Raw genomic sequence first — 24,708 nt, 5'->3', positions numbered from 1 at the left:
GATCAGAGGAGCCCGACGGCTGTGTCCACCGCCGTCTCCACGCTGCCCACGACGGGGTAGAGCAGCGAGCGGCCGACGACCAGACCCTGGACGGAGGGCAGCCGCAGCGCCTTGCGCCACCTCTCGTAGGCTCCCTCCTGGTCGGTGACCTCGCCGCCCAGCAGCACGACCGGCAGGGTCGACGTCTGCAGCACCTCCTCCATGGCGTCGGCGTCGTCGGTGACCGGGAGCTTCAGCCAGGTGTAGGCGGAGGTGCCGCCGAGGCCGGAGGCGATGGCGATGGACCGGGTGACGGCCTCGGCGGACAGGTCGTTGCGCACCTGGCCGTCGACGCGGCGCGAGATGAACGGCTCCACGAACACGGGCAGCCGGCGTGCGGCCATGGCGTCGACGGCGCGGGCGGTGGACTCCAGCGTGGTGAGGGAGCCGGGGTCGTCGTAGTCGATGCGGACCAGCAGCTTGCCCGCGTCGAAGCCGAGCCGTTCGATGTCCTCGGCGCGGTGGCCGGTGAAGCGGTCGTCCATCTCGAAGGCGGCCCCGGCCAGGCCGCCGCGGTTCATCGAGCCCATGACGACCTTGTTCTCCAGCACCCCCAGCAGCAGCAGGTCCTCCAGGACGTCGGCGGTGGCCAGCACCCCGTCGACGCCGGGCCGGGACAGCGCGATGCACAGGCGTTCGAGCAGGTCGGCGCGGTTGGCCATGGCCAGGCGCCGGTCGCCGACGGCGAGCGCGCCCCGGGCCGGATGGTCGGCGGCCACGATCATCAGCCGGCCGCTGTCGCCGAGCAGCGGCCGGCGCGCCCGGCGGGCGGCCGCCTCGGCGACGGCCTCGGGGGTGCGGGCGCGCACCGTGGGGAGGTCGCGGATGCTGGGTCGCAAGGAAAGGGCTCCGTTCGGGCCGTTCGGGGTCACCGGCTCGGCCGGCTCGTCGCGTCGGACGGGGCGGTCCCCGCCAGGAGGTCGGCGATCTCCGCCCGGGTCGGCATCGCGGACGAGCACGCCAGGCGCGAGGCGACCAGTGCACCGGCCGCGTTGGCGTGGCGTACGGTCCGCGCCAGGTCCCAGCCGGAGAGCAGGCCGTGGCAGAGGGAACCGCCGAAGGCGTCACCGGCGCCGAGGCCGTTGACCACCTCGACCGGCACCGGCGGCGCCTCGGCCCGGGTGCCGTCGCGGTGTACCGCGAGCACGCCCCGCGGGCCCTGCTTGACCACCGCCAGCTCCACACCCGCCGCCAGCAGCGCCTCGGCGCAGGCCGCCGGCTCGCGCACCCCGGTGGCGACCTCGCACTCGTCGAGGTTGCCGACCGCCACGGTGGCGTGCCGCAGCGCCTGCGCGTAGTACGGGCGGGCCTGGTCCGGGTCGCGCCAGAACATCGGCCGCCAGTCCAGGTCGAGGACGGTCGTGCCGGCCTTGGCGCGGGCCTCGAGCGCGGCGAGGGTGGCCGATCGGCTCGGCTCCTCGCTCAGACCGGTGCCGGTGACCCAGAAGATCCCCGCCGCGCGGACGGCGGCCAGGTCCAGTTCGTCGGCGCGGATCTCCATGTCGGGGGCCTTGGGCCGCCGGTAGAAGTACAGGGGGAAGTCGTCCGGCGGGAAGATCTCGCAGAAGGTGACCGGTGTGGGGTAGGCGGCGACCGGAGCCACCCAGCGGTCGTCCACCCCGAAGTCCTTGAGGGCTTCGTGCAGGTAGACCCCGAACGGATCGTCCCCGGTCCGGGTGATCACCGCCGCGGAGCGTCCCAGGCGCGCCGCGGCGACCGCCACGTTCGCGGCCGATCCGCCCAGGAACTTCCCGAACGTCTCGACCCGCGACAGGGGCACGCCCGTCTGCAGCGGGTAAAGATCGACCCCGATGCGTCCCATCGTGATCAGGTCGAAATACTGTGGTGAGTCGGCCATTGAGCGACGCTCCTCGAGCTGCTGGGGATGCGGGTCCCAGGGCGCCCTGCCACGGTGGGGACGTGGAAAGCAGGGACCTGCCGCCTCTCAGGTGTAGGTCTCCGGGGGCGGCGATGTCAATAGTTTGTACTTACATTCGGACCTGCTTGTGAAATGATGTCTTAACAAAGTATTGACAGGGGGCGCGGCAAGGGATTGGATCCCGTCCCAGCACACAAGCCGTTCCCACGGCACACACCCCCGGACTTCCCGAGGCTCCGGGCCCGGATCCTCGGACACCGCCCTTTCCCCGCGTAGCACAGTGAGGTGCAGGAACGATGGACCGCTCTTCTCACCCCCGCTCCCGCAGAATCGCGCCGTTCGTCGCCGTGGCCGCGGCGGCCGCCCTGACCCTCGCCGGCTGCTCCAGCGGTTCCGGCGGCAAGAAGGCCGAGGAAGGCGGAGCCGACGCCTCCGCGGGCAGGGCGAACACGCCGCGCATGACGATCGCCCTGGTCACCCACCAGTCGCCCGGCGACACCTTCTGGGACATCGTCCGCAAGGGCGCCGAGGCCGCGGCGGCCAAGGACAACGTCAAGCTCGTCTACTCCGCCGACCCGAACGCGGGCAACCAGGCCAACCTGGTGCAGAACGCGATCGACCAGAAGGTCGACGGCATCGCCGTCACCCTCGCCAAGCCGGACGCGCTCAAGGGCGTCATAGGCAAGGCCGAGGCGGCCGGCATCCCCGTCGTCGGCCTCAACTCCGGGGTCAGCGACTGGAAGGACCTGGGCCTGCTGGAGTTCTTCGGCCAGGACGAGACCGTCGCGGGCGAGGCGTTCGGCAAGAAACTCAACGAGGTCGGCGCCAAGAACGCCGTCTGCGTCATCCAGGAGCAGGGCAACATCGGCCTCACCCAGCGCTGCGACGGGGTGAAGAAGACCTTCGAGGGCAAGACCCAGGTCCTCAACGTCAACGGCACCGACATGCCGTCGGTGAAGTCGACGATCACCGCGAAGCTGAAGCAGGACTCCTCCATCGATTACATCGCCACGCTCGGCGCCCCCTTCGCGCTGACCGCGGTGCAGTCGGTGGCCGACGCCGGCAGCAAGGCGAAGGTCGCCACCTTCGACCTCAACAAGGAACTGACCAAGGCGATCCAGGGCGGCACCATCCAGTTCGCCGTCGACCAGCAGCCCTACCTCCAGGGCTACCTCGCCATCGACGGTCTGTGGCTCTACAAGAACAACGGCAACTACAGCGGCGGCGGTGAGCAGCCCGTGCTGACCGGCCCGGCGTTCGTCGACAAGTCCAACGTCGACGCGGTCTCCGAGTACGCCGCGAAGGGCACGCGGTGATGAGCATGACCCAACAGGCTGAGCCGGCGGTGGGCTCACCGCCGGCCCCCGGCCCGAAGCAGACCGACGGCCGGACCGTGCGTCGCCCGCTCGTGCTGCGCCTGCTCGCCCGGCCGGAGGTGGGCGTCTTCCTCGGTGCCGTGGCCGTCCTGGTGTTCTTCCTGTTCGCCGCCCCGCCGGTGCGCGACGGCAGTTCCATGGCGAACATCCTGTACCAGTCGTCGACCATCGGGATCATGGCCCTGCCCGTGGCCCTGCTGATGATCGGCGGCGAGTTCGACCTGTCGGCCGGCGTCGCAGTCGTGACCTCGGCGCTCACCGCGAGCATGCTCAGCTACCAGCTCACCCTGAACGTGTGGGTGGGCGTGGTGGTCGCCCTGGTGGTGTCCCTCGGCGTCGGCATGTTCAACGGCTGGATGCTGGTCAGGACCGGGTTGCCCAGCTTCCTGGTCACCCTCGGCACCTTCCTGATCCTCCAGGGCGCCAACCTCGCGGTCACCAAGCTGGTCACCGGCAACGTCGCCACCGACGACATCAGCGACATGGACGGCTTCGACCAGGCCAGGGCGATCTTCGCCTCCACCTTCGAGGTGGCGGGCGTCCAGGTGAAGATCACCGTGGTGTGGTGGCTGGTCTTCGCCGCCCTCGCCACCTGGGTGCTGCTGCGCACCAAGTACGGCAACTGGATCTTCGCGGTCGGCGGCAACAAGGAGAGCGCCCGCGCGGTCGGCGTCCCCGTCACCTTCACCAAGGTCTCGCTGTTCATGCTGGTCGGATTCGGCGCCTGGTTCGTCGGCATGCACAACCTGTTCTCCTTCAACACCGTGCAGTCCGGCGAGGGCGTGGGTCAGGAACTCATCTACATCGCCGCCGCGGTGATCGGCGGATGTCTGCTGACCGGCGGCTACGGCTCGGCGATCGGCCCGGTCTTCGGTGCCTTCATGTTCGGCATGGTCCAGCAGGGCATCGTCTACGCCGGCTGGAACCCGGACTGGTTCAAGGCCTTCCTCGGCGTGATGCTGCTCGGCGCCGTCCTCATCAATCTGTGGGTCCAGCGCACCGCGACCCGGAGGTGACCGCAATGACCGACCACACGACCGGCACCCACGGGGCCGTCCTAGAGGACACCGCGCCCGAGGGGGACCGCCCCCTCGTCGAACTGCGCCGGGCCGGCAAGTCCTACGGCAACATCCGCGCCCTGCACGGCGTCGACCTCGCCGTCCACCCCGGCAAGGTCACCTGCGTGCTCGGCGACAACGGTGCCGGCAAGTCCACCCTCATCAAAATCGTCTCGGGGCTGCACCAGCACACCGAGGGCGAGTTCCTCGTCGACGGCGAACCGGTGCGCTTCAGCACCCCGCGCGAGGCCCTCGACAGGGGCATCGCCACCGTCTACCAGGACCTTGCGGTCGTCCCGCTGATGCCGGTGTGGCGCAACTTCTTCCTCGGCTCCGAGATCACCAAGGGCCCCTGGCCGCTGCGGCGCCTCGACATCGAGCGGATGAAGAAGACCGCCGACGAGGAACTGCGCAACATGGGCATCGTCCTCGACGACCTCGAGCAGCCCATCGGCACGCTCTCCGGCGGGCAGCGCCAGTGCGTCGCCATCGCCCGCGCCGTCCACTTCGGCGCCCGCGTCCTCATCCTCGACGAGCCCACCGCCGCCCTCGGCGTCAAACAGTCCGGTGTGGTCCTGAAGTACATCGCCATGGCCCGCGACCGCGGCCTCGGCGTCATCTTCATCACCCACAACCCGCACCACGCCTACATGGTCGGCGACCACTTCGGCGTGCTGCGCCTGGGCACCATGGAACTGTCCGCCGACCGCAGCGAGGTCGGCCTCGAGGAACTGACCAACCACATGGCCGGCGGCGCCGAACTGGCCGCCCTGAAACACGAGCTGGCACAGGTCCGCGGCGTCGACGTGGAGGAACTCCCCGAGGAGGGCGACCTCCAGGCACCCGTGGCGGCGAACCCGGAAGGAAAGTCCTGACATGGCAGTCGCGCTCGACCGCATCCGGGTCGGCTCCGCCCCCGACTCCTGGGGCGTCTGGTTCCCCGACGACCCGCAACAGGTGCCCTGGCAGCGCTTCCTCGACGAGGTCGCCGAGGCCGGCTACTCCTGGATCGAACTCGGCCCCTACGGCTACCTCCCGACCGACCCGGCCCGCCTCACCGACGAGGTGGACCGGCGGGGCCTGAAGGTCTCCGCCGGCACCATCTTCTGTGGCCTGCACCGCGGCCCGTCCGAGTGGGACGCCACCTGGGAGCAGGTCGGCCGGGTCGCCGCGCTCACCCGGGCCATGGGCGCGCGGCACCTCGTCGTCATCCCCTCCTTCTGGCGCGACGACAGGACCGCCGAGATCCTCGAGCCCCCGGAGCTCACCACCGAGCAGTGGGGCCACCTCACCAAGGGCATGGAACGGCTCGGCCACGAGGTGCGCGAGACCTACGGCCTGGACATCGTCGTCCATCCGCACGCGGACACCCACATCGACACCGAAGAGCACGTCGAGCGCTTCCTCGACTCCACCGACGGGGACCTGGTCAACCTCTGCCTGGACACCGGGCACTACGCCTACTGCGGGGGCGACAGCGTCAAGCTGATCGAGACCTACGGCGAACGCATCGGCTATCTGCACCTCAAGCAGGTCGACCCCGACATCCTCGCCGACGTCGTCAGGAACGAGATCCCGTTCGGCCCCGCCGTGCAGCGCGGAGTGATGTGCGAACCGCCCGCCGGCGTGCCCGAACTGGGGCCGGTCCTCACGGCCGCCCAGAACCTGGGCGTGGACCTGTTCGCCATCGTCGAGCAGGACATGTACCCCTGCGAGCCGGACAAGCCGCTGCCGATCGCGGTGCGCACTCGCATGTTCCTGCGCTCCTGCGGCGCCTGACGACCCGAAGGGGAAACGAGAGCCATGAACCGGCGCACGCCACTGGGCATCGCCGTCATCGGAGCCGGCCGCATGGGCGCGGACCACGTGCGCCGCATCGACCGCGTGGTCGCCGGCGCGCGGGTCGCCGCCGTCGTGGACGTCGACGCGGAGCGGGCCAAGGCCGTCGCCGCGGGCGTCGACGGCTGCGCCGCCCACACCGACCCGGCCGCCGCGATGGCGTCGGCCGACGTCGACGCCGTGCTCGTCGCCTCCCCGGGACCGGCCCACGAGGCCGCTCTGCTCGCCGCGTTCGAGCACGACCTGCCCGTCCTGTGCGAGAAGCCCCTCACCCCCGACGCGGCCTCAGCGCTGCGCGTCCTGGAAGCCGAACAGACCCTCGGCCACCGCCGCGTCCAGGTCGGCTTCATGCGCCGCTACGACACCGAGTACGTGCGCCTCAAGGCCCTGCTGTCCACCGGGCAGCTCGGCCGGCCCCTGATGCTGCACAACCGGCACCGCAACGTGGCCAGCCCGCCCTTCTTCACCAGCTCCATGCTGATCAGCGACTCCGTGGCGCATGAGGTGGACGTCACGCGGTGGCTCCTCGGCCACGAGATCACCGCCGTCACGGTGCTGCGCCCGGCCCCGTCCGCGGGCGCCCCCGACGGGCTGCGCGACCCGCAGTTCGTGCTCCTGGAGACCGACGGGGGCGCCCTGTCCGACGTCGAGATCTTCGTCAACTGCGGCTTCGGTTACCAGGTCCAGGCGGAGATGGTCTGCGAGCGCGGCACCGCCCGCATCGGCGACGGCCACGCGCTGGTCACCAACATGGCGGGGCGCTGGGGCGGCACCATCGCCCAGGACTGGACCGACCGGTTCGCCCAGGCGTACGACGACGAGGTCCGTGCCTGGGTCGACGCCACCCGCCGCGGCGAGGTCACGGGCCCGAGCACCTGGGACGGCTACGCGGCGGCGGCCGTCTGCGAGGCGGGCGTACGGGCGCTGGAGGAGGGCGGCCGGATCGAGGTCGACCTGGTGGAGAAGCCCGCGCTGTACCGGTGATCCCTACGGCTTGGGACGGGGCCGCCCCCTTCCGGGTGGGGGCGGCTTCCGGTGGGCCCCCTTCCGGGTGGGGGCGGCCCCGTCACGTCGCGGTCATCCCCGCCGGACCTCCTCGATCGTCACCGGGCGGTGCCTGTGCAGCGACAGCGTGCACGCCTCGGCGATCCACCCGGCTTCCAGGGCGTCCGCCACCGTGCACGGCGAGCGGCGTGCACCGGCCACGACCTCGGTGAACGCGGCCAGTTCGGCGCGGTAGGCCTCGGTGAAGCGGTCCATGAAGAAGTCGTGCGGAGGGCCGGCCGGGAAGGTGACCCCGGGTTCCACCGAGCGCAGCGGCAGCTTGTCCTCCAGGCCGACCGCGATGGAGTCCGTCAGGCCGTGGATCTCCATGCGTACGTCGTAACCCCGGGCGTTGTGGCGGCTGTTGGACACCACCGCGATCGTGCCGTCGTCCAGGGTGAGGAGCGCGCCGGTGGTGTCGGCGTCGCCCGCCTCCCTGATGTAGCCGGCCCCCCGGTTGCCACCGACCGCGTACACCTCGGTCACCTCGCGGCCGGTCACCCAGCGGATGATGTCGAAGTCGTGCACCGAGCAGTCCCGGAAGATGCCCCCGGAGGCGGTGATGTACGCGGCCGGCGGCGGTGCCGGATCCAGCGTGGTCGAGCGCACGGTGTGCAGCGCGCCCAGCTCCCCGCTCCGCACGGCGGCCCGCGCGGCGACGAACCCGGCGTCGAAGCGGCGGTTGTAGCCGATCTGGATCGGCACGCCGCTGCCCTCGACCGCCTTCAACACCTCCACGCCCTCGGCCATGGTGCGGGCGACGGGCTTCTCGCAGAAGACCGGGACGCCCGCCTCCGCACAGGCGAGGATCAGCGCCGGGTGGGCGTCGGTCGCGGCGGCGACCACCACGCCGTCCACGCCGGCCGCGAGCACGGCCTCGGGGGAGTCGGCGACGTCGGCGCCGAACCGCTCGGCGGCGGCCTTCGCGGCGTCCGCGAACGGGTCGGAGACGACCAGGGACTCGACGGCGGCGAGCCCATGGAGGGTCTCGGCGTGGAAGGCGCCGATACGGCCGAGGCCGAGGATTCCGATGCGCATGGGGGACGTGCTCCTTGGGTGCGGGGGTGCGGGGGTGCGGGGGTGCGGGGGTGCGGGGGTGCGGGGGTGGGGGGTGCGGGGTACATCATTCTTGTCAGTACAAACCCTTCGGACAACCATCGGCGAGCCATCAAAAAACCCTCAGGAGCCGCACATGGGGCACCCCTTCCCCATTCGGGAGATCGCACGTCAGGCCGGGTTGAGCGAGGCCACCGTGGACCGGGTGCTCAACGGGCGGGGCGGTGTGCGGGAGAGCACCGCTCGGGAGGTGCACCGTGCGATCGCCGACCTCGACCGTCAGCGCACCCAGGTCCGGCTGGTCGGCCGCACCTTCATGGTGGACATCGTGATGCAGTCGCCGGAGCGGTTCTCCACCGCCGTCCGCGCCGCCCTTGAGGCCGAACTGCCGTCCCTGCACCCGGCCGTGGTGCGCTCGCGCTTCCACTTCCGTGAGACCGGTGCCGCGGGGGACCTGGCCGCCGTCCTCGACCGGATCGCGCGGCGCGGCTCGCAGGGCGTGATCCTCAAGGCCCCGGACGTTCCCGAGGTCACCGCCGCCGTCGGACGACTGGTGGCCGCGGGTGTCCCGGTGGTGACCCTGGTGACCGACCTTCCCTCCAGCGCCCGCGCCGGGTACGTCGGTATCGACAACCGGGCGGCCGGCGCGACCGCCGCCTATCTCGTGGGGCAATGGCTCGGGGACCGTCCCGGCCATGTGCTCACCAGCCTCAGCAGCGGCTTCTTCCGCAACGAGGAGGAGCGCGAGATGGGCTTCCGCGCCACCATGCGCGCCCACCACCCCGGGCGCGCCCTCGTCGAGATCGCCGAGGGCCAGGGGCTGGACGCCACCCAGTACGACCTCGTCCGGGCCGCACTGGACCGCGACCCGCGGATCCGCGCCGTCTACTCGATCGGGGGCGGCAACATCGCCACCCTGCGGGCCTTCGAGGACGCGGGCCGGGAGTGCGCCGTGTTCGTCGCGCACGACCTGGACCACGACAACACCCGGCTGCTGCACGAGCACCGGCTGTCCGCCGTGCTCCACCACGACCTGCGCCGGGACCTGCGCGAGGCCTGCCACATCGTGATGCGCGCCCACGGCGCACTGCCGCCCGCCGGGCCCACCCCACCGTCGCCCGTCCAGGTCGTCACGCCGTACAACCTGCCCGCCGACACGCTCACTCCTCGGGCACGTTGACCCACGTTCCGCTCTCGGCCGAGCGCGCCATGGCGTCCAGTGCTGCCGCGCCGCGCACGGCGTCGGCGAGGGTGGCGCCGTGCGGGACGCCCTCGGCGACGGACCGCAGGAAGCGGTACGCCTCGACGACCTTCAGGTCGTCGTAGCCCATGGCGTTCGCGGCGCCCGGCTGGAAGGCGCCGAACTCGCCGTGCCCCGGCCCGACGTACACGGTGCTCACCGGCTGGTCCTGGTACGACGTGCCGCGGCTGACGCCGAGTTCGTTCATCCTGCGGAAGTCCCAGAACACCGCCCCCTTGGTGCCATGCACCTCGAAGCCGTAGTTGTTCTGCTCGCCGACCGAGACCCGGCACGCCTCCAGCACGCCCCGTGCCCCGGAGGCGAAGCGCAGCAGGCAGTTCACGTAGTCCTCGTTCTCCACCGGGCCGAGTTCGCCGCCCGCGGCCCGGGAGTGGCCGGCCGTGGCGCCCGCCGGACGGGCCCGCTGCGGCAGGAAGACCGCCGTGTCGGCGGTCAGGCGGGCGATGTCGCCGACGAGGAACCGGGCCAGGTCCACGCCGTGCGAGGCCAGGTCCCCCAGCACCCCGCTGCCACCCCGTTCCCGCTCGTAGCGCCAGGTCAGGGCGCCCTCGGGATGGGCGGCGTAGTCACTGAACAGCCGGACGCGGACATGGGTGATCGTGCCGATCTCCCCGGAGACGATCAGCTCGCGGGCCGCCTCGACGGCGGGGGCGTTGCGGTAGTTGAAGCCGACCGCGCCCTGGACGCGGGCCCCGGCGACGGCGCCGGCGACCGCGCGGGCGTCCTCGAGGCACAGGCCGACCGGCTTCTCGATCCAGATGTGCTTGCCCGCCCGGGCCATCGCCACGCCGATCTCGCGGTGCATGAAGTTGGGGGCGGTGATGCTGACGGCCTGGACGCGGGGGTCGGCGGCGACCTCGCGCCAGTCGCGGGTCGTCGAGGCGAACCCGAACTGCGCGGCGGCCTCCTCGGCCCGGCCCGGCACCTCCTCGGCGACCGTGACCAGTGCCGGCCGCAGGGAAAGCAGCGGATAGTGGTGCGCGACGCGGGCGTACGCCTGGGTGTGCACCCGCCCCATCCAGCCGAATCCAACGACGGCGACACCGAGCCTGTCCACCATGAGAGCCCCTTTGGACCGTTCCAGAACCTGTCCAGGCCACCCTGGGGGCGCCTTTGTTGAGGTGTCAAGCCTTTGACAGCCCGGGCCGGGTCGTGGAACGGTCCACCCATGAGAGCGCCGACCATCCGTGACGTGGCCGAGCGGGCCGGGGTGTCCAAGTCGCTGGTCTCTCTGGTGCTGCGTGGTTCCGACCAGGTCCGCCCCAAGAAGCGCGAGGCCGTGCTGCGGGCGGTGCGCGAGCTCGGCTACCGACCCAACGCCGCCGCGCGCAGCCTGAGCGAGCAGCGCACCCGCACGGTCGGCGTCCTCCTGAACGACCTGCGCAACCCGTGGTTCGTCGACCTCCTCGACGGCCTCAACTCCCTGCTGCACGCGAGCGGCCTGCGCATGCTGCTCGCCGACGCCCGCCTCAACCGCCGCACGGGCCAGGACCCGGCCGACCCGTTCCTGGACCTGAGGGTCGACGGCCTGGTCGTGGTGGGCACGCTGCCCGATCCCACTGCGCTGGACGCGGTCGCCGAGCGGATACCGGTGGTGCTGGCGGGCGCCCGCGAGCCGGTTCCGCCCGGGGTGGACGTGATCGCGGGCGACGACGAGCGCGGAGCCCGGCTGGTCACCGAGCACCTGATCGGGCTCGGCCACCGCCGCATCGCGCACATCGCCGGCTACGGCGCCGTGGGGGAGCTGCGCCGGCGCAGCTTCGAGGCGACGATGCGCCGGCACGGGCTGGGCGAGACGGCGCGGGTGGAACCCGGGGACATGACGGAGGAGGGCGGCCACCGCGCCGCCGTGCGGCTGCTGAGCCGTCCCGACCGGCCCACCGCCGTGTTCGCGGTCAACGACATCGCGTGTGTGGGCGCGCTGTCGGCGGCCGAGGAACTGGGGCTGCGGGTCCCGCGGGACGTGTCCGTGGCCGGCTACGACAACACCGGCATCTCGCGGCTGCGGCACCTGTGGCTCACCACCGTCGACAACGCGAGCCACGAGGTCGGCCGCCGGGCCGCCCGCTGCCTCCTCGACCGCCTCCGGGCGCCCGGCGCGGCGGGAGGGCTCCATCTGGTCGCCCCGGCCCTGGAGGTCCGGGGGACCAGCGGGCCCCTCGGCGAGGGCTGAGCCTGCCGGACACCGGACCGCAGACCCGGAGCCCGTGCGGGCGGGCGGGTGTGCGACGGGTACACGGTGTCGGCGGCGACCGGGAAGAAGTGAGGTAGGGTTGACCTGCGTGATCACGCGGTTCGGCCGCGCGGGACGCATCGGGACGTGGCGCAGCTTGGTAGCGCACTTGACTGGGGGTCAAGGGGTCGCAGGTTCAAATCCTGTCGTCCCGACGTGATGAGGGGTCCTCACGGGCGAACAGCCCGCGGGGGCCTTCTTCGTGTCTCCTGCCGGTGCGTCAGCGGGTTCCCTCCCCGCAGGGACGTGGCGTGGGCCGGGGACGCCCTCCCTCCCCCCGGGAGGACGTCCCCGGCCGCTCCCCCGGCGCCGGACAGTGGCTCTGGTGGCCGTGTGCGGGCGGCGCGTGCCGTTACCAGCACATGACCGCCGTCCCGCCCGAACCCCACGCGGAGTACAGGCGGACACGGACGTAATAGCGGCGGCCCTTGACCAGCCGGGCCGCGATCGAGGCGTTGTCCGGGGTGCCCCCGTCGTCCCGGCCGGCGAGATAGCGGGGCTCACCGTCCCGCTCCTCGAACAGCACGACGACGGTGTCGCCGTCGCCGAAGGTGCCCACCGTGTAGTCGCGGGTTTCCGGCGGATCGATGCGGAAGTCCGCCTGATCGCCGGGGCCCAGACCGAGCGGCGCGGAGCGGAACGGCACCAGCGCGGACGGCCGCGGCGGATCGGGCGGCGGATACCAGCGCAGCACGAACTCCTTGTCGGCCGGGGAGAGCGTCCCGGGCGGGTGCACGCCCCCGCGGTACTGCTCCGGCTCCAGGACCAGCCCCGGCGGGACGGCGAACTGCATGATCGACTGAGGGTCCCAGACGGCGCCGTTGGCCTCGTCCGGGTCCAGCGTGCGCAGGACGGTGTGGTGGGCCCTGTCCCGGCTCCAGTGGTGGGGCGGGCCCGCCAGCTCGGCGTACACGGCCTCGTCGTCCCAGTGGAGGCCCGCGTGGGGGCTCTGGTGCTCGTGCAGCATGCCGAGCAGGTGCCCGATCTGGTGCAGCGCCGTCGCGCGCTCACCGGGCGCGGTCAGGTCCCAGCCGAAGTTCGTCGTCCGGTCGTGCGCACCGCACCGCAGTGCCTCCCTGCCCACGGCCGACCAGGAGCCGTCGCCCCACTGGAACCCGATGCGCAGCTCCGCCTCCGAGCGGTCGTCCACCTCCGTGAACCGGACGCCGATGCCGAGCTCCTGCCATTCCCGGAAGCACTCGCGCACCACGTCCCGCTGCTCCTCGGCGCCCGCCCACGGCACCCAGCGGGTCTGCCCGGTTCCCGGTACGGGGATCACGGACCCGTCGGCCTCGCCGTCGAGGAAGCAGTAGTGCAGCACCGTGCCGTTGACCCACATCCGCCGCCCGCCGGCCAGCGCGGCGCGGCGCTCGGCGGCCAGGCCCGGCGCGAAGGCGGGGGCCGGCGCCTGCGTCAGCGAGCAGTAGCGGGCAGCGGTCATGGCCGACAGCCTGCCGCGCCGGGGCCCCCGGCACCTGAGTCGAGGGCTACTCAAGTCACCCTGTATCAGAAGTGAGTAAGTGCGCTCTTGTTGCCGTGACGACTTTCGAACGGGACCTGACGGTGACGCCCCACGACCGCGACCGGGACGTGACGACGCCCCACGACCGCGACCGGGACGTGACGACGCCCCACGACCGCGACCGGGACGTGACGACACCCCGCGACGTCGACCGGGACCTGGCACCCCACGACGTCGACCCGGCCCCGAGCCGGGCACCTCACGACCTCGACCGCGACGTCGATGGGGACCTGACGCCGACGTCCTGCGGCAAGGACGCGGCCGCGCTCGGCACGCCCTGGCCGTTCACCGGCCGGGAGGACGAACTCGAGCTCGTCCGGCGGTCGCTCAGCGGCACGCGCCGCGGCCTCGTGGTCACCGGACCCGCGGGCTGCGGACGGACCCGGCTGGTCACCGAGGCGGTCCGCGGCGCCGACTGCCTCAGGGCCGCCGGAACCCCTCGGACCCGCTCCGTCCCCTTCGCCGCGTTCGCCCACCTGCTGCCCGAGAACGTCACCTTGCACCGCGCCGTCCACCTCCTGTCCGGGACGGGCACCCTGCTGGTCGACGACGCGCATCTGCTGGACGACGCCTCCGCCGCCCTGGTCCACCAGCTCGCCGTGCACGGACGCACCCGGCTGCTCGTCGCCGCCACCGAGGGCGAGCCGATGCCCGGCGCCGTGTCCCGGCTGTGGACGGGCGAACTGCTGCCGCGTCTGTCCCTCGACCCGCTGCCCCGCGAGGAGACCGCGCGGCTGGCCGCCGCGGGCGCGGGCCACCCCCTGGAACCGCTCACGGCGGACCGGCTGCACCGGCTCAGCGCCGGTGACCTGCGGCTGCTGCGCGAGCTCCTGGGCGCCGTACGCGCGCGGGGGCGGCTCACCCGAGTCCCCGGAACCGGCGAGTGGGCCTGGCGGGGCCCCGTGCCGCTGACCCCGGCCGTCCGCGAACGCGCCGCCCAGGTCCTCGGCCGCACCCGGCCGGAGGAACGGGAGGCGCTCGACCGCCTCGCCTTCGCCGAGCCCCTGGGCCTGGACCCGGACGGCCTCGACCTCACCGCCCTCGAGCGCCTGGAGGCCGAGGGACTGGTCCGTGCCGACGACGACGGCGCCACCGTACGCCTCGCCCACCCGCTGCACGGCCCGGTGCTCAGGGCGGCGGCCGGACGGCTGCGGGCACGCCGGCTGGCCCAACCGCCGCAGGCGAGCGCCGCCGCCCTCGACGCCGAGACCGCCGCACTCACCGCCCGGATCGAACAGGCCGACGTGAGCACCGCGTCGGCGCCCGTGGGGGAGTGGCTCGTCGCGGAGGGCGCTCCGGTCCCGGCCGGGTACGCGGCACCGCGCGCCCGGTACGCGCGCCTGCGCGGCGAACTGCGCACGGCCGCCGCGTGGGCCCGCGAAGGGCTGTGGGGCGACGCCGCAGACCCGCACTGCCGCGCCGAACTCGCCCTCGCCGAGGAAGGACTCACGGGCACTCCGGGGCGGGCCTGCGACGATCCCTACGACGCCGTGCGCCTCGGCACCCCCGAGCGGGCCGCCGGACGACTCAGCGGCGTCTTCGCCGCCCACGCCGACGCCCTCGCCCGCGGCGACGGCCCGGCCCTGGACCGGGTGGCCGCGGAGCTGGGGCGGCGCGGTTTCCTGCTGTACGCGGCCGAGGCCCACGCCCAGGCCGTACGCGTCCACCGCGACCCGCGCGCCGCCCGCACCGCACGCACGCGTGCCGTCGCCCTCGCCCGCCGCTGCCAGGGCGCCCGCACCCCCGCCCTCGCGGGCCTGGCCCTCGGCGAACTCACCGCACGCCAGCGGCAGATCGTCACCCTCGCCGCGGCCGGCCTCAGCAACCGCGAGATCGCGCAGCGCCTCACCCTGTCCGTCCGCACCGTCGGCAACCACCTCTACGGCGCCTACGCCCGCCTGGGCGCCGGCGACCGCGGCGCCCTGCCCCGGCTCATGCAGCTCCCGAAGGCCCAGCCGGCGTAGCTCCCGCCGTCGCGGACGGCACGCTCACGCCGCCCCGAACGCCGAGAACGCCCACCCGGTGGCCTGGTGCACCGTGTCACCGGGCAGGGCGGCGCGGGCGTCGCGCAGGGCCTCGGCCAGGGAGAGGCCCGCCGCGAGCCCCTTGTGCAGGGCGAGCATCAGCGGCACCACCGCCTCGTCGTTGACCGGTGCGCTGCACGCCACCACGCCCGCCGTGCCCAGCGGCAGCAACGCGGTGACGAGGCCCAGCAGTTCGTCCGCGCCGACGGTGGCGAACCGCGCGGTGTCGCAGCACGACAGCAGGATCCGGTACGGGCTGCGGCCCAGGCGTTCGAAGTCGTGCACGATGAGCGGCCCGTCCGCCATCCGCAGGGAGGAGAACAGCGGACCGTCCGCGCGGAACTCGCCGTGCGCGGCGATGTGCGCCAGCGCGGCCCCGTCCAGTTCCTCCAGCACGCGCGGCACCGTCGCGTCCCCGTTCCCCAGGACCGTTGCACCGTCGTACTGGTCGGCCAGCTCGGGCACCTCCGCGCCGCCCGTCGCCAGCCCCGGCCCGCGCACCAGCACCCGGCGTCCTCCCGGCGGTGGCTGCGTCTCCCGCGCCCGCAGCCAGCTGCTCGCCGACGGCGACACGCTGAGCACGCGCTCCCGGAGCGAGGGCAGCAGCGCCCACGGCACCCGGTGCAGTCGCCCCGGCGGCACGACCACCACCGGCCCGGTGCCCAGATGCGCCACCGCGGGACCCAGCAGCAACTCCTCCAGCCGGCGGCCCGCGGCCTCCACCACCGGCAGCCGCGCCTCCGCCCCGGGATGCGCCAGCCGGCGCAGTCCGGCCTGCACGTGCTCGGCCTCGGTCTCCGCCGTCGCCAGCGCACCGGCCTCGAACCGCCGCACCCGCCCCTGCCCGCAGAGCAGCACCTGCACCCGCCCGTCCAGCACCGCGAGCTCCACCAACTGCCCGTCGTCACTGTCGCCGAGCCGCCGCAGCAGCCGGCCGACGTCGAACCGGTGCCCGTCGCCCGGCGCACCGCCGCGCATGTGCAGCGTCCGGGAACGGATCTCCCGCTCCAGACGGCGCTGCTCCCGCTCCAGCGCCGGCACCGGTCTGCCCTCCATCCGGGCCTCCTCCGCGCGGGCGGCGATCTCCCGGTAGGCGGTCATGCCGCTGAGCAGCGCCGGGTCGGCAGGCGGCCTGGTGGGCGGCGCGGTCAGTACCGTGGCCCGCCAGCGCTCGCTCCACACCAGCAGCCGGCGCGGTCCGCCCGAGACCAGGCTGGCCTTCTGGGCGAGCGCGGCCAGTTCCGCGCCCTGCGCGGTGGCGCGGGCCCGCAGCTCGGAGGCGCCCAGCGTCATCCGATGGTCGTCGAGCACGTCGAGCCCGCGCCGGCACGCCTCGAGCACCCCGCGCGCGGACCCGGCGGCCTCGGCCCGCAGCGCCTGCGCCGCCCAGCCCGTCATCCGCGCGAGCGGCGGACCGCTGCGCCTGCTGCGGGCGGCGACCGCCAGGTGCCGTTCCGCGTCCGCCGTCCAGCCGAGACGCAGCGCCATCCGCCCCGCGAGGAGCGACGCCTCCGGCGCGGCCGGCGCGCCCAGCGAGGCCAGCTTCCCGGCGACCGCCGCCGCGTCCGCGACCAGCCGGCCCGAACGGCGCCCGGCCGCGTGCCGCGCCTCGATCAGCACCAGCCGGGCGTGCGTCTCCCACCAGATGCGCCGCTGCCCCGCGAACAGGCGTACGGCGAGCGCCGCGCGGGCGATCGCGGTCTGCGGATCGTCGGCCAGCCGGGCCGCCCGCGCGGCGGCCAGCAGCAGTTCCGCCTTGCGGGTGGACTGCCCGCCGATCCCGTCCAGCGCCTTGATCGCCGCATCCGCCTCCGCCAGCGCCTCCGCGGCCAGCCCGGCGGCCATCAGCACCTCGCAGCGCCGGATGTTCAGCATGAACGTCGGCGTGCCCAGCTTGGCGTACCGCTCCTCCGCCTCGTCCAGCAGCCGCAGCGCCGCCGGCACGTCACCGGAGCGGAACGCCGCCAGGCCCCTGCTCTCCACGGCGTCGGCCTTGTCGTGCTCCTGGCCTGTGGTGTCCCAGAGCGCCTCGGCCGCCGTGAAGTCCGCGTCCGCCCGCTCCACCGCGCCCAGCGCCAGATGCACCGTGGCCCGCAGGGTCAGCGCACGCGCCGTCCAGATCACGTCGTCCGCCTGCCGCAGCACCGGGATCGCCCGGCGCACGTCCTCGAGCGACTCCTTGTGGTGGCCCAGCACCCACCAGGCGTACGCCCTGCGGAACAGCACACGCGCGCGGGTGTGCCCCGTTCCCCGCGCGACGCCCCGCTCGAAGGCCTCCAGACCCTGGCGCGTGCGCCCCGCGTGCACCAACGCGACCCCCAATGTGGCGAGGACGTCCGCCTCGCGCTCGGCCGAGTCCGCACGCGCCGCGCAGTCCCGGGCCCGGCGCAGGTGCCTCAGGGCGAGCCGCAGGTCGCCGAAGTCCCGCTGCCAGATGCCGATCACCTGGTGGGCGACGGAGGCGTGCAGCGGTGGGGGATGGCCGTTCAGTACACCTTCCGCCCTGGCCAGTGCCTCGCCGGGGGCGGCGAACACCATCGGCAGCAGTTCGAGCACCGAGTCGTTTCCCGCCGTCACCCCACGGATGGTAGTGGTCCGCAACCGCGTCCCGAAGGTGTCACGTTGTATCAAACGACCGCCGCGGGGCTCTGGTTCACGACCGCTCCGCGGCCCCGGCCGCGCCGTCCAGTGGAGGACATGCCATGGCACCTCAGCGATTCCGCGAGCAGTTCGACCAGATCCAGCGCTCGATGCCCGACGTCCCCCTGGCCATGGGGCCCGACGACGCGGGCGAGTTCCTCTACGAGAAGGGCGTCGTCCTGGCCCGCGACGGAGAGGAGGCCCGCCTCGTCGAGGACACCGTGCGGCAGCACTTCACCACCTTCGCCGGCCTGACCGAGGACCACGTGCGCCGCGCGAGTCCGGAGACCAACCGCTCGGGCATCACCCGCATCCGGGTCGCGGACCCGGGGGAGGGCGACGGCAGAGGTGATCCCGCGGTCGCGGGGGCCCTGCGGGCGCTCACCGCCACGGAGGGCCGCGCGGGCCGCCGGCTGATCAGCCGCAACCACGTGGTGTCGATCGCCGTCAACGCCTGTCCGGGGGACGAGCCCGTGCCCGTCCCGGTCACCGAGCGGCCCAACCCGGCCGCGGCCGAGGCCGCCCACGACCCGGACAGCGCGATCGGCGTCCTGGTCATCGACACCGGCCTGATGCGCGACTACCGCTCCTACCCGCTGCTGGCCCACACGGGGGGCGACACGCAGGTCAGGGAGTGCGACGACGACGGGGTCCTCCAGCAGTACTGCGGCCACGGCACGTTCATCGCCGGACTCGTCGCCGCGGTCGCCCCCAACACCGGCATCACCGTGCGCGGCTCACTGAACGACGCCGGGGCCATCCTGGAGTCCGAGTTCGGCGAGAAGCTCTTCGAGGCCGTGGACCGCGACGGCTGGCCCGACGTCATCAGCCTGTCCGCCGGCACGTCCAACGGCCGCACCGACGGCCTGCTCGGCGTCGACGCGTTCATGCGGGAACTGCGCGAGCAGCGCACCCTCCTGGTCGCCGCCGCCGGCAACAACGCCAGCGCCACCCCCTTCTGGCCCGCCGCGTACGCCGACCTGCCCGGCTACGAGAACGCCGTGCTGTCGGTCGGTGCCCTGCGCGGCGACGGGGAGTTCGGCGCCTGCTTCAGCAACCACGGCGCCTGGGTGAAGGTCTACGCCCCCGGCGAGCGCCTCACCAGCGCGCTCACGGGCTTCGACACCCCGGTGCCGTACGTGTACCAGCACTCCACCTACGACGCCTGCCGCTACGGCTTCGGCTACGCCTGCACCTGCCGGCACCCGCGACACACCGGCGTCCTCAGCGAGGACGGCGGCCACGCCAAGCCGGACCAGGTGATGTTCGAGGGAATGGCGCAGTGGAGCGGCACCTCGTTCGCGACCCCCGTCGTCGTCGGCATGGTCGCCGCCCACATGACCGCGCACGCGGAGACCGAGCCGCGCAAGGCCCGGCGCCAACTGCTCGAGGCGAACACCGAGTTCGCCGAAGTGCGCGGGGCGCACGTACCGGCGCTCCTGCCGTCCACCTGGCGCCCCGTGCCGGTCGTGCTCCCCACCGTCGGCGCATGAGGACCGGAGCCGTCCCCTCCACGGCGTACCATGACGTGCCGTACACGAGGGGTGGGACCGTGGACCGAACTGATGTCGGCGCGTTGGTCCAGTCCGCCGCCGACGGAGACGCGGCGGCCTGGAAGGCGATCGTGGAGGGGCTGGGCCCCCTGGTGTGGTCCGTGGTGCGCGCCCACCGGCTCTCCGACGCCGACGCGCACGAGGTCTGCCAGACCGTGTGGTTCCGTTTCGCCCAGCATCTGGGCCGCATCCGGGAACCCGACAAGGCGGGGGCGTGGCTGGCCCGTACCGCGCGGCACGAGTGCCTGAAGGTGATCCGCACCGCGCGCCGGCTGACGCTGACGGACGATCCGCACCTGCTGGACCGGGTCAGTGAGGACGGCACACCGGAACAGTCCGTGCTGGAGGCGGAGGAGGCGGCCGCACAGAGCGAGCGCGTGCGGCGGCTGTGGCAGGAGTTCGAGGGACTGGGCGAGCGGTGCCGGCAGTTGCTGCGCGTGCTGATCGCCTCCCCGCCGCCCAGCTATCAGGAGGTGTCCGCCGCGCTCGGTATCGCGGTGGGCAGCATCGGGCCGCTGCGCCAGCGCTGTCTGCGCAGACTGCGGGCCCGGCTGGAAGCACGGGGGGCGATGTGAACGGCATGCCTGACGACGCCTACGACGCGTACGACGCCTACGACGAGCAGGCGGACGCCGCGGCACCGGACGGGGACGGCTTCGACGGCACGCTGCTGGAGGACGAGCTCCGGCAGGCCGCCGCGGTCCTGGACCCGATGCCGCCGGCACTGCTCCAGATCGCCGTGGACGCCTACGCGCTGCACGACCTGGAGGCCCGCGTGGCCGAGCTGACCTTCGACTCGCTGGTCGACGCCCTCCCGGTCAGGGGGGCGACGCAGGCGCCACGCATGCTCACCTTCAGCGCGGGCGAGGTGACGGTGGACGTCGAGGTGACGGCGGACGGCCTGATGGGCCAGGTGCTGCCGCCGCAGCCGGCCCGCATCGAGGTCCTCGGCGGCCCCCGGCCGGGCGCCCCGCTCACGGCCGACGACATGGGCCGCTTCACCGCCGCGGCGCCGCCCTCCGGCCCGTTCGCCCTGCGCCTGCGGACCGGTGGGGACGTGGTCGTGACGGAGTGGCTGCGCGCCTGACGAGGGAGCCGGAACGGTGCGCCGCACCGCCCGGTCGGCCGGGCGCCGCCCATGGGGCGCCGGGCGTCCGCGCGGGCGGTGGCCCCCGTCGGCCGGCGGCGTGGGCGCGGCCCCGCGGCACCCTGCCCGCGGTGTCCGTGCGGGGCGCAACCCGCGCGCACCCCGTCCGGGCGGTCAGCGGGAGGCCGCGTCCACGAGGCGGCCCAGTGCCTCGGCCGCCCGGGACAGGCCCGGCCCCGCCGGACCGCCCGGCTCCGTCATGTACGTGTCGCGGCGGATCTCCACCATGAGCGCGGAGACCTCGGCCCGCTTCCCGTAGAACTCGAGCGGTACGTACGCCCCAGCGAACGGGCTGTCCAGCCCCGTCTCCCCGCACGCGGCGAACGCCTCGCGGGCCGCGCCGAGCAGGGCGGGCGGGGTGTGGAAGGAGTCCGTGCCCAGGCAGACCGCCGGGCGCGGGCCCTGCCCGTGCAGTTCGTAGGGGAGCGGGGCACTCGGGTACGAGTGCACGTCGATGACCACGGCCCGCCCCGTGGCCGCGAGCCGGTCCGCGACGGCGTCCGTCATGGCGCGGGCGTACGGGCGGAAGTAGCGCTCGATCAGCGGCTCGGGGTCGAACGCGTCGTCCCGCAGCACGTCGTGGTGCGTGGTCCGCGTGTAGACCGCGCCCATCCCGACGGCCAGCATCTCCTCCCGCTCGTCCGGGAACCGCTCGGGGTCCACCACCAGCCGGGACAGCCGGTTCACGAACCGCCACGGGGTGACGGCCGCCCCCGCGGCGGCGGCCTCGGCGATCCGTGCCGTGTGCGCGTCGGTGATGTGGTCCAGCTCCCGCTCCAGCTCCGCGTCCCCCAGTACGATCCCGGGCCGCACCTCGGCCGGTATCTCCCGCGCGGAGTGCGGCACGTGGAGGATCACCGGCGAGTCCGCGGCGCCGGGTACGAGAGCGAAGGAAGCGGGGGCGTCGGACATACGGCTGCTCCGGGGTGCTGTCGGTGGCGCACGGCGTGATCACGATGTCACACGCCACTGACAGCGCCCGTGCCCGCGGTCCCGGTGCACGGCCGCCCGCCGCAGCACCCGCGCACCGGTGCGCCGGATGTTCCGTCTCGATGAGGAAGCCGTCATGTCCGTACGGCGGCTCCAGCAGCCGAAGGACCGCCGGGAAGGCGGTCCGCGACCGGCACGCGGGCGGCCGGTTCGGCCGCGGCCGTCAGGGTCCGGGGCATGCGCCCGGGGTGCCCCGGACCCTGGGCCCGCGCCCGGCGTGCCGGGAAGGGCTCCGCCCCGGCCGGCGGGGTGCCGGTCGGGGCGGAGTCAGCGGGGCCCGGGGGGGCCGCCGGCGTCAGCTCAGGGACGCCAGCGCCTCGTTCCACGTGGCGGACGGGCGCATGACCGCGGCGGCCTTGGCCGGGTCGGGCTGGTAGTAGCCGCCGATGTCGGCCGGCTTGCCCTGGACGGCGATCAGCTCCTCGACGATCTTCTCCTCGTTCGCGGCGAGCTTCTCGGCGAGCGGGGCGAAGGCCTTGGCCAGGTCCGCGTCGTCGCTCTGCCGCGCCAGCTCCTGCGCCCAGTACAGGGACAGGTAGAAGTGGCTGCCGCGGTTGTCGATGCCGCCGACGCGACGGGTCGGGGACTTGTCCTCGTTGAGGAAGGTCGCCGTGGCACGGTCGAGGGTGTCGGCGAGGACCTGGGCGCGGGCGTTGCCGGTCACCTTGGCGTACTGCTCCAGGGACGGCACCAGGGCGAAGAACTCACCGAGGGAGTCCCAGCGCAGGTAGTTCTCCTTGACGAGCTGCTGCACGTGCTTCGGCGCGGAACCGCCGGCACCCGTCTCGAACAGACCTCCGCCCGCCATCAGCGGAACGACCGACAGCATCTTGGCGCTGGTGCCCAGCTCCAGGATCGGGAACAGGTCGGTCAGGTAGTCGCGCAGCACGTTGCCGGTGACGGAGATGGTGTTCTCGCCGCGGCGGATGCGCTCGACCGACAGCTTGGTGGCCTCGACCGGGCTCAGGATCCGGAGGTCCAGGCCCTCGGTGTCGTGCTCGGCCAGGTACTGCTCGACCTTGGCGATCAGATTGGCGTCGTGGGCGCGGGTCTCGTCCAGCCAGAACACCGCCGGGTCGCCGGTGGCGCGGGCGCGGGTGACGGCGAGCTTGACCCAGTCGCGGATCGGGGCGTCCTTCGTCTGGCAGGCGCGGAAGATGTCACCGGCCGAGACGGTCTGCTCCAGGACCACGTTGCCGGCCTGGTCGACCAGGCGGACGGTGCCGGCGGCCGGGATCTCGAACGTCTTGTCGTGGCTGCCGTACTCTTCGGCCTTCTGCGCCATGAGGCCGACGTTGGGGACCGATCCCATGGTGGACGGGTCGTAGGCGCCGTTGGCGCGGCAGTCGTCGATCACGGCCTGGTAGACGCCGGAGTAGCTGGAGTCCGGCAGCACCGCGAGGGTGTCGGCCTCCTGGCCGTCCGGGCCCCACATGTGGCCGGAGGTGCGGATCATGGCCGGCATGGAGGCGTCCACGATGACGTCCGAGGGGACGTGCAGGTTGGTGATGCCCTTGTCGGAGTCGACCATCGCCAGGGCCGGGCCCTCGGCGAGCTCGGCGTCGAAGGACGCCTTGATCTCGGCCCCGTCGGGGAGGTTCTCCAGGCCCTTGTGGATGCCGCCCAGACCGTCGTTCGGGGACAGGCCGGCCGCGGCGAGCCGCTCACCGTACTTCGCGAACGTCTTCGGGAAGAAGGCGCGCACCACGTGGCCGAAGACGATCGGGTCGGAGACCTTCATCATCGTGGCCTTCAGGTGCACGGAGAACAGCACGCCCTCCTGCTTGGCGCGCTCGACCTGCGCGGCCAGGAACTCGCGCAGCGCGGCGACGCGCATCACGGAGGCGTCGACGACCTCGTCCTTGAGGACGGGTACGGACTCGCGCAGCACGGTCGTGGCGCCGTCCTCGGTGACCAGCTCGATGCGCAGGGCGCCGTCCTCGGCGACGACGACCGACTTCTCGGTGGAGCGGAAGTCGTTCTCGCCCATGGTCGCCACGTTGGTCCTGGACCCGGGGATCCAGGCGCCCATGCGGTGCGGGTGGGTCTTGGCGTAGTTCTTGACCGACGCGGGGGCGCGGCGGTCGGAGTTGCCCTCGCGCAGGACCGGGTTCACGGCCGAGCCCTTGATCTTGTCGTAGCGGGCGCGGATCTCGCGCTCCTCGTCGGTCCTGGGGTCGTCCGGGTAGTCCGGCAGCGCGTAGCCCTGGCTCTGGAGCTCGGCGACCGCGGCCTTGAGCTGCGGGATCGACGCCGAGATGTTCGGCAGCTTGATGATGTTGGCCGCGGGCGTCTTGGCCAGCTCACCGAGCTCGGTGAGGGCGTCCGGGATGCGCTGGTCCTCGGTCAGGTACTCCGGGAACACGGCGATGATGCGCCCGGCCAGCGAGATGTCCCGCGTCTCCACGGGGACACCCGCCTGCGAGGCGTACGCCTGGACCACCGGCAGGAAGGAATACGTCGCCAGGGCCGGGGCCTCGTCAGTGTGCGTATAGATGATGGTCGAGTCAGTCACCGGGTGCTCCGCTCCACGTCTGCAACATTGCTCGACATCAAGATATCTCGTGATCGGGGTTGGCGGGTCATGGGGCCGGGACCCGACGTCCGCGGGCGCTCGGGCCGCGTCCCGGGGGGTGCATTCCATGATCATCCAAGAGGGAGCGGTAGAGCTCGCGCCGCCGTCGGGGGCGTCGGGGAACGCCGTGCGGGACCCGGCGGGAAGAGGCGGAGCGGGCCTCCCGCCCGCCGCACGAGCGGGAGCGGGACCCCGCCCGCTGCACGACTGCTTCGACACGGCCGGGGGCCGCCGAGCTGAACGAGGGAACGAGGGTGGGGTGCGACAGTCCTGCGGACGCGGCGCCGGGGTCCCCCACTGCACTCCGGGCTGCCGCACCTCGGGCCGGGGGGCGGCGACGGGCCCCGTGTCAGTGCCGGACGGGCGCCCGCGCCGATGCAGGCGGGGCGTCCGCGCACGTGCCGGTGCCGGGGTCCGCCCGGCGTGCCGGGCAACCGCGGTGGCCGGGTGGAGCGCCGACAGGCCGCGCCCC

The 24,708-nt window shown here is 73.5% G+C and carries 19 protein-coding genes and 1 tRNA gene; 12 read left to right on the top strand and 8 right to left on the bottom strand.

Going from position 1 to position 24,708, the window contains the following annotated elements:
• Positions 1–2: 2 nt before the first annotated feature.
• Positions 3–878 carry a deoxyribose-phosphate aldolase gene (locus tag ACFYOV_RS27450; protein ID WP_389091914.1) on the bottom strand — a complete coding sequence of 292 codons (876 nt, stop codon included), beginning with the start codon at positions 876–878 and terminating at the stop codon, positions 3–5.
• 29 nt (positions 879–907) lie between these two features.
• The gene (gene iolC, locus ACFYOV_RS27445) at positions 908–1,897 is read right to left on the bottom strand and encodes a 5-dehydro-2-deoxygluconokinase (RefSeq protein ID WP_389091912.1); all 990 of its coding nucleotides are present in this window, start codon (positions 1,895–1,897) and stop codon (positions 908–910) included.
• Between the two features lie 317 nt (positions 1,898–2,214).
• Between iolC and ACFYOV_RS27440 the strand changes: the two genes are divergently transcribed.
• The 5 genes from ACFYOV_RS27440 to ACFYOV_RS27420 are packed head-to-tail and all read left to right on the top strand — an operon-like array spanning position 2,215 to position 7,175.
• Positions 2,215–3,234 (top strand): sugar ABC transporter substrate-binding protein, encoded by a 1,020-nt coding sequence (locus tag ACFYOV_RS27440; protein ID WP_389091910.1) that lies wholly within the window; start codon positions 2,215–2,217, stop codon positions 3,232–3,234.
• The gene (locus tag ACFYOV_RS27435) at positions 3,234–4,310 is read left to right on the top strand and encodes an ABC transporter permease (RefSeq protein WP_389091907.1); all 1,077 of its coding nucleotides are present in this window, start codon (positions 3,234–3,236) and stop codon (positions 4,308–4,310) included. Before ACFYOV_RS27440 ends, ACFYOV_RS27435 begins: the two co-directional genes overlap by 1 nt.
• 5 nt (positions 4,311–4,315) lie before the next feature.
• Positions 4,316–5,227, top strand: a complete 912-nt coding sequence (locus tag ACFYOV_RS27430; protein ID WP_389091904.1) for an ATP-binding cassette domain-containing protein — start codon at positions 4,316–4,318, stop codon at positions 5,225–5,227.
• Position 5,228: 1 nt separating this feature from the next.
• Positions 5,229–6,131, top strand: a complete 903-nt coding sequence (locus ACFYOV_RS27425) for a sugar phosphate isomerase/epimerase family protein (protein WP_389091902.1) — start codon at positions 5,229–5,231, stop codon at positions 6,129–6,131.
• Between the two features lie 24 nt (positions 6,132–6,155).
• Positions 6,156–7,175, top strand: coding sequence for a Gfo/Idh/MocA family protein (locus ACFYOV_RS27420; RefSeq protein WP_389091900.1), 1,020 nt, complete (start codon positions 6,156–6,158; stop codon positions 7,173–7,175).
• 93 nt (positions 7,176–7,268) lie between these two features.
• Here the strand turns inward: ACFYOV_RS27420 and ACFYOV_RS27415 are convergent, their stop codons facing one another.
• Positions 7,269–8,273 (bottom strand): Gfo/Idh/MocA family oxidoreductase, encoded by a 1,005-nt coding sequence (locus tag ACFYOV_RS27415; protein WP_389091898.1) that lies wholly within the window; start codon positions 8,271–8,273, stop codon positions 7,269–7,271.
• 154 nt (positions 8,274–8,427) lie between these two features.
• Here ACFYOV_RS27415 and ACFYOV_RS27410 point away from each other — a divergent pair, with 154 nt between their 5' ends.
• Positions 8,428–9,471, top strand: coding sequence for a LacI family DNA-binding transcriptional regulator (locus ACFYOV_RS27410; RefSeq protein ID WP_389091895.1), 1,044 nt, complete (start codon positions 8,428–8,430; stop codon positions 9,469–9,471).
• Here the strand turns inward: ACFYOV_RS27410 and ACFYOV_RS27405 are convergent.
• Complete coding sequence (locus ACFYOV_RS27405) at positions 9,452–10,612, bottom strand: Gfo/Idh/MocA family protein (RefSeq protein ID WP_389091893.1); 1,161 nt, start codon at positions 10,610–10,612, stop codon at positions 9,452–9,454. The genes ACFYOV_RS27410 and ACFYOV_RS27405 overlap by 20 nt on opposite strands.
• 108 nt (positions 10,613–10,720) lie before the next feature.
• On the opposite strand from ACFYOV_RS27405, the gene ACFYOV_RS27400 reads away from it, so the two are divergent.
• Both ACFYOV_RS27400 and ACFYOV_RS27395 read left to right on the top strand, forming a co-directional pair.
• On the top strand, positions 10,721–11,725 hold the full coding sequence (locus tag ACFYOV_RS27400) for a LacI family DNA-binding transcriptional regulator (protein WP_389091890.1): 1,005 nt from the start codon (positions 10,721–10,723) through the stop codon (positions 11,723–11,725).
• A 141-nt stretch (positions 11,726–11,866) separates the two neighbouring features.
• Positions 11,867–11,940: transfer RNA gene (locus ACFYOV_RS27395), tRNA-Pro, on the top strand.
• Positions 11,941–12,137: 197 nt separating this feature from the next.
• On the opposite strand, the gene ACFYOV_RS27390 is transcribed toward ACFYOV_RS27395, so the two are convergent.
• Positions 12,138–13,226, bottom strand: a complete 1,089-nt coding sequence (locus ACFYOV_RS27390; protein WP_389091888.1) for a M12 family metallopeptidase — start codon at positions 13,224–13,226, stop codon at positions 12,138–12,140.
• 311 nt (positions 13,227–13,537) lie between these two features.
• Here ACFYOV_RS27390 and ACFYOV_RS27385 point away from each other — a divergent pair, with 311 nt between their 5' ends.
• Positions 13,538–15,271 carry a LuxR C-terminal-related transcriptional regulator gene (locus ACFYOV_RS27385; RefSeq protein ID WP_389092042.1) on the top strand — a complete coding sequence of 578 codons (1,734 nt, stop codon included), beginning with the start codon at positions 13,538–13,540 and terminating at the stop codon, positions 15,269–15,271.
• A gap of 24 nt (positions 15,272–15,295) precedes the next feature.
• Here the strand turns inward: ACFYOV_RS27385 and ACFYOV_RS27380 are convergent, their stop codons facing one another.
• Positions 15,296–17,869, bottom strand: coding sequence for a CHAT domain-containing protein (locus tag ACFYOV_RS27380; protein ID WP_389092039.1), 2,574 nt, complete (start codon positions 17,867–17,869; stop codon positions 15,296–15,298).
• A gap of 164 nt (positions 17,870–18,033) precedes the next feature.
• On the opposite strand from ACFYOV_RS27380, the gene ACFYOV_RS27375 reads away from it, so the two are divergent.
• Genes ACFYOV_RS27375 through ACFYOV_RS27365 form a run of 3 tightly spaced genes read left to right on the top strand, consistent with a single transcriptional unit; the run spans position 18,034 to position 20,611 of the window.
• A complete protein-coding gene (locus ACFYOV_RS27375) occupies positions 18,034–19,464 on the top strand; it encodes a S8/S53 family peptidase (protein WP_389091885.1) in 1,431 nt (476 codons plus the stop codon).
• 59 nt (positions 19,465–19,523) lie between these two features.
• The gene (locus tag ACFYOV_RS27370; protein WP_389091882.1) at positions 19,524–20,099 is read left to right on the top strand and encodes an RNA polymerase sigma factor; all 576 of its coding nucleotides are present in this window, start codon (positions 19,524–19,526) and stop codon (positions 20,097–20,099) included.
• A 5-nt stretch (positions 20,100–20,104) separates the two neighbouring features.
• A complete protein-coding gene (locus ACFYOV_RS27365; protein ID WP_389091880.1) occupies positions 20,105–20,611 on the top strand; it encodes a hypothetical protein in 507 nt (168 codons plus the stop codon).
• 174 nt (positions 20,612–20,785) lie between these two features.
• Here ACFYOV_RS27365 and ACFYOV_RS27360 read toward each other — a convergent pair whose 3' ends face one another.
• Both ACFYOV_RS27360 and ACFYOV_RS27355 read right to left on the bottom strand, forming a co-directional pair.
• Complete coding sequence (locus ACFYOV_RS27360) at positions 20,786–21,583, bottom strand: N-formylglutamate amidohydrolase (protein ID WP_389091878.1); 798 nt, start codon at positions 21,581–21,583, stop codon at positions 20,786–20,788.
• A 373-nt stretch (positions 21,584–21,956) separates the two neighbouring features.
• Entirely contained in the window at positions 21,957–24,176 is a 2,220-nt protein-coding gene (locus tag ACFYOV_RS27355) for an NADP-dependent isocitrate dehydrogenase (RefSeq protein WP_389091875.1), read from the bottom strand.
• Between the last annotated feature and the right edge of the window lie 532 nt (positions 24,177–24,708).

Origin of the sequence: Streptomyces sp. NPDC005931, assembly GCF_042871235.1 — a bacterium.
Classification (GTDB): Bacteria; Actinomycetota; Actinomycetes; order Streptomycetales; family Streptomycetaceae; genus Streptomyces.
Note: the sequence above shows the minus strand (reverse complement) of the source record. Positions and strands in the feature narration are given on the sequence as shown.

Bases quoted from the DNA above. Each gene is read 5' to 3' on its own strand.
- ACFYOV_RS27375 (WP_389091885.1), top strand. From the start codon at position 18,034: ATGGCACCTCAGCGATTCCGCGAGCAGTTCGACCAGATCCAGCGCTCG.
- ACFYOV_RS27390 (WP_389091888.1), bottom strand. From the start codon at position 13,226: ATGACCGCTGCCCGCTACTGCTCGCTGACGCAGGCGCCGGCCCCCGCC.
- iolC (WP_389091912.1), bottom strand. From the start codon at position 1,897: ATGGCCGACTCACCACAGTATTTCGACCTGATCACGATGGGACGCATC.
- ACFYOV_RS27440 (WP_389091910.1), top strand. From the start codon at position 2,215: ATGGACCGCTCTTCTCACCCCCGCTCCCGCAGAATCGCGCCGTTCGTC.
- ACFYOV_RS27360 (WP_389091878.1), bottom strand. From the start codon at position 21,583: ATGTCCGACGCCCCCGCTTCCTTCGCTCTCGTACCCGGCGCCGCGGAC.
- ACFYOV_RS27400 (WP_389091890.1), top strand. From the start codon at position 10,721: ATGAGAGCGCCGACCATCCGTGACGTGGCCGAGCGGGCCGGGGTGTCC.
- ACFYOV_RS27425 (WP_389091902.1), top strand. From the start codon at position 5,229: ATGGCAGTCGCGCTCGACCGCATCCGGGTCGGCTCCGCCCCCGACTCC.
- ACFYOV_RS27365 (WP_389091880.1), top strand. From the start codon at position 20,105: ATGCCTGACGACGCCTACGACGCGTACGACGCCTACGACGAGCAGGCG.
- ACFYOV_RS27420 (WP_389091900.1), top strand. From the start codon at position 6,156: ATGAACCGGCGCACGCCACTGGGCATCGCCGTCATCGGAGCCGGCCGC.
- ACFYOV_RS27415 (WP_389091898.1), bottom strand. From the start codon at position 8,273: ATGCGCATCGGAATCCTCGGCCTCGGCCGTATCGGCGCCTTCCACGCC.
- ACFYOV_RS27405 (WP_389091893.1), bottom strand. From the start codon at position 10,612: ATGGTGGACAGGCTCGGTGTCGCCGTCGTTGGATTCGGCTGGATGGGG.
- ACFYOV_RS27430 (WP_389091904.1), top strand. From the start codon at position 4,316: ATGACCGACCACACGACCGGCACCCACGGGGCCGTCCTAGAGGACACC.
- ACFYOV_RS27410 (WP_389091895.1), top strand. From the start codon at position 8,428: ATGGGGCACCCCTTCCCCATTCGGGAGATCGCACGTCAGGCCGGGTTG.
- ACFYOV_RS27380 (WP_389092039.1), bottom strand. From the start codon at position 17,869: ATGGTGTTCGCCGCCCCCGGCGAGGCACTGGCCAGGGCGGAAGGTGTA.
- ACFYOV_RS27435 (WP_389091907.1), top strand. From the start codon at position 3,234: ATGAGCATGACCCAACAGGCTGAGCCGGCGGTGGGCTCACCGCCGGCC.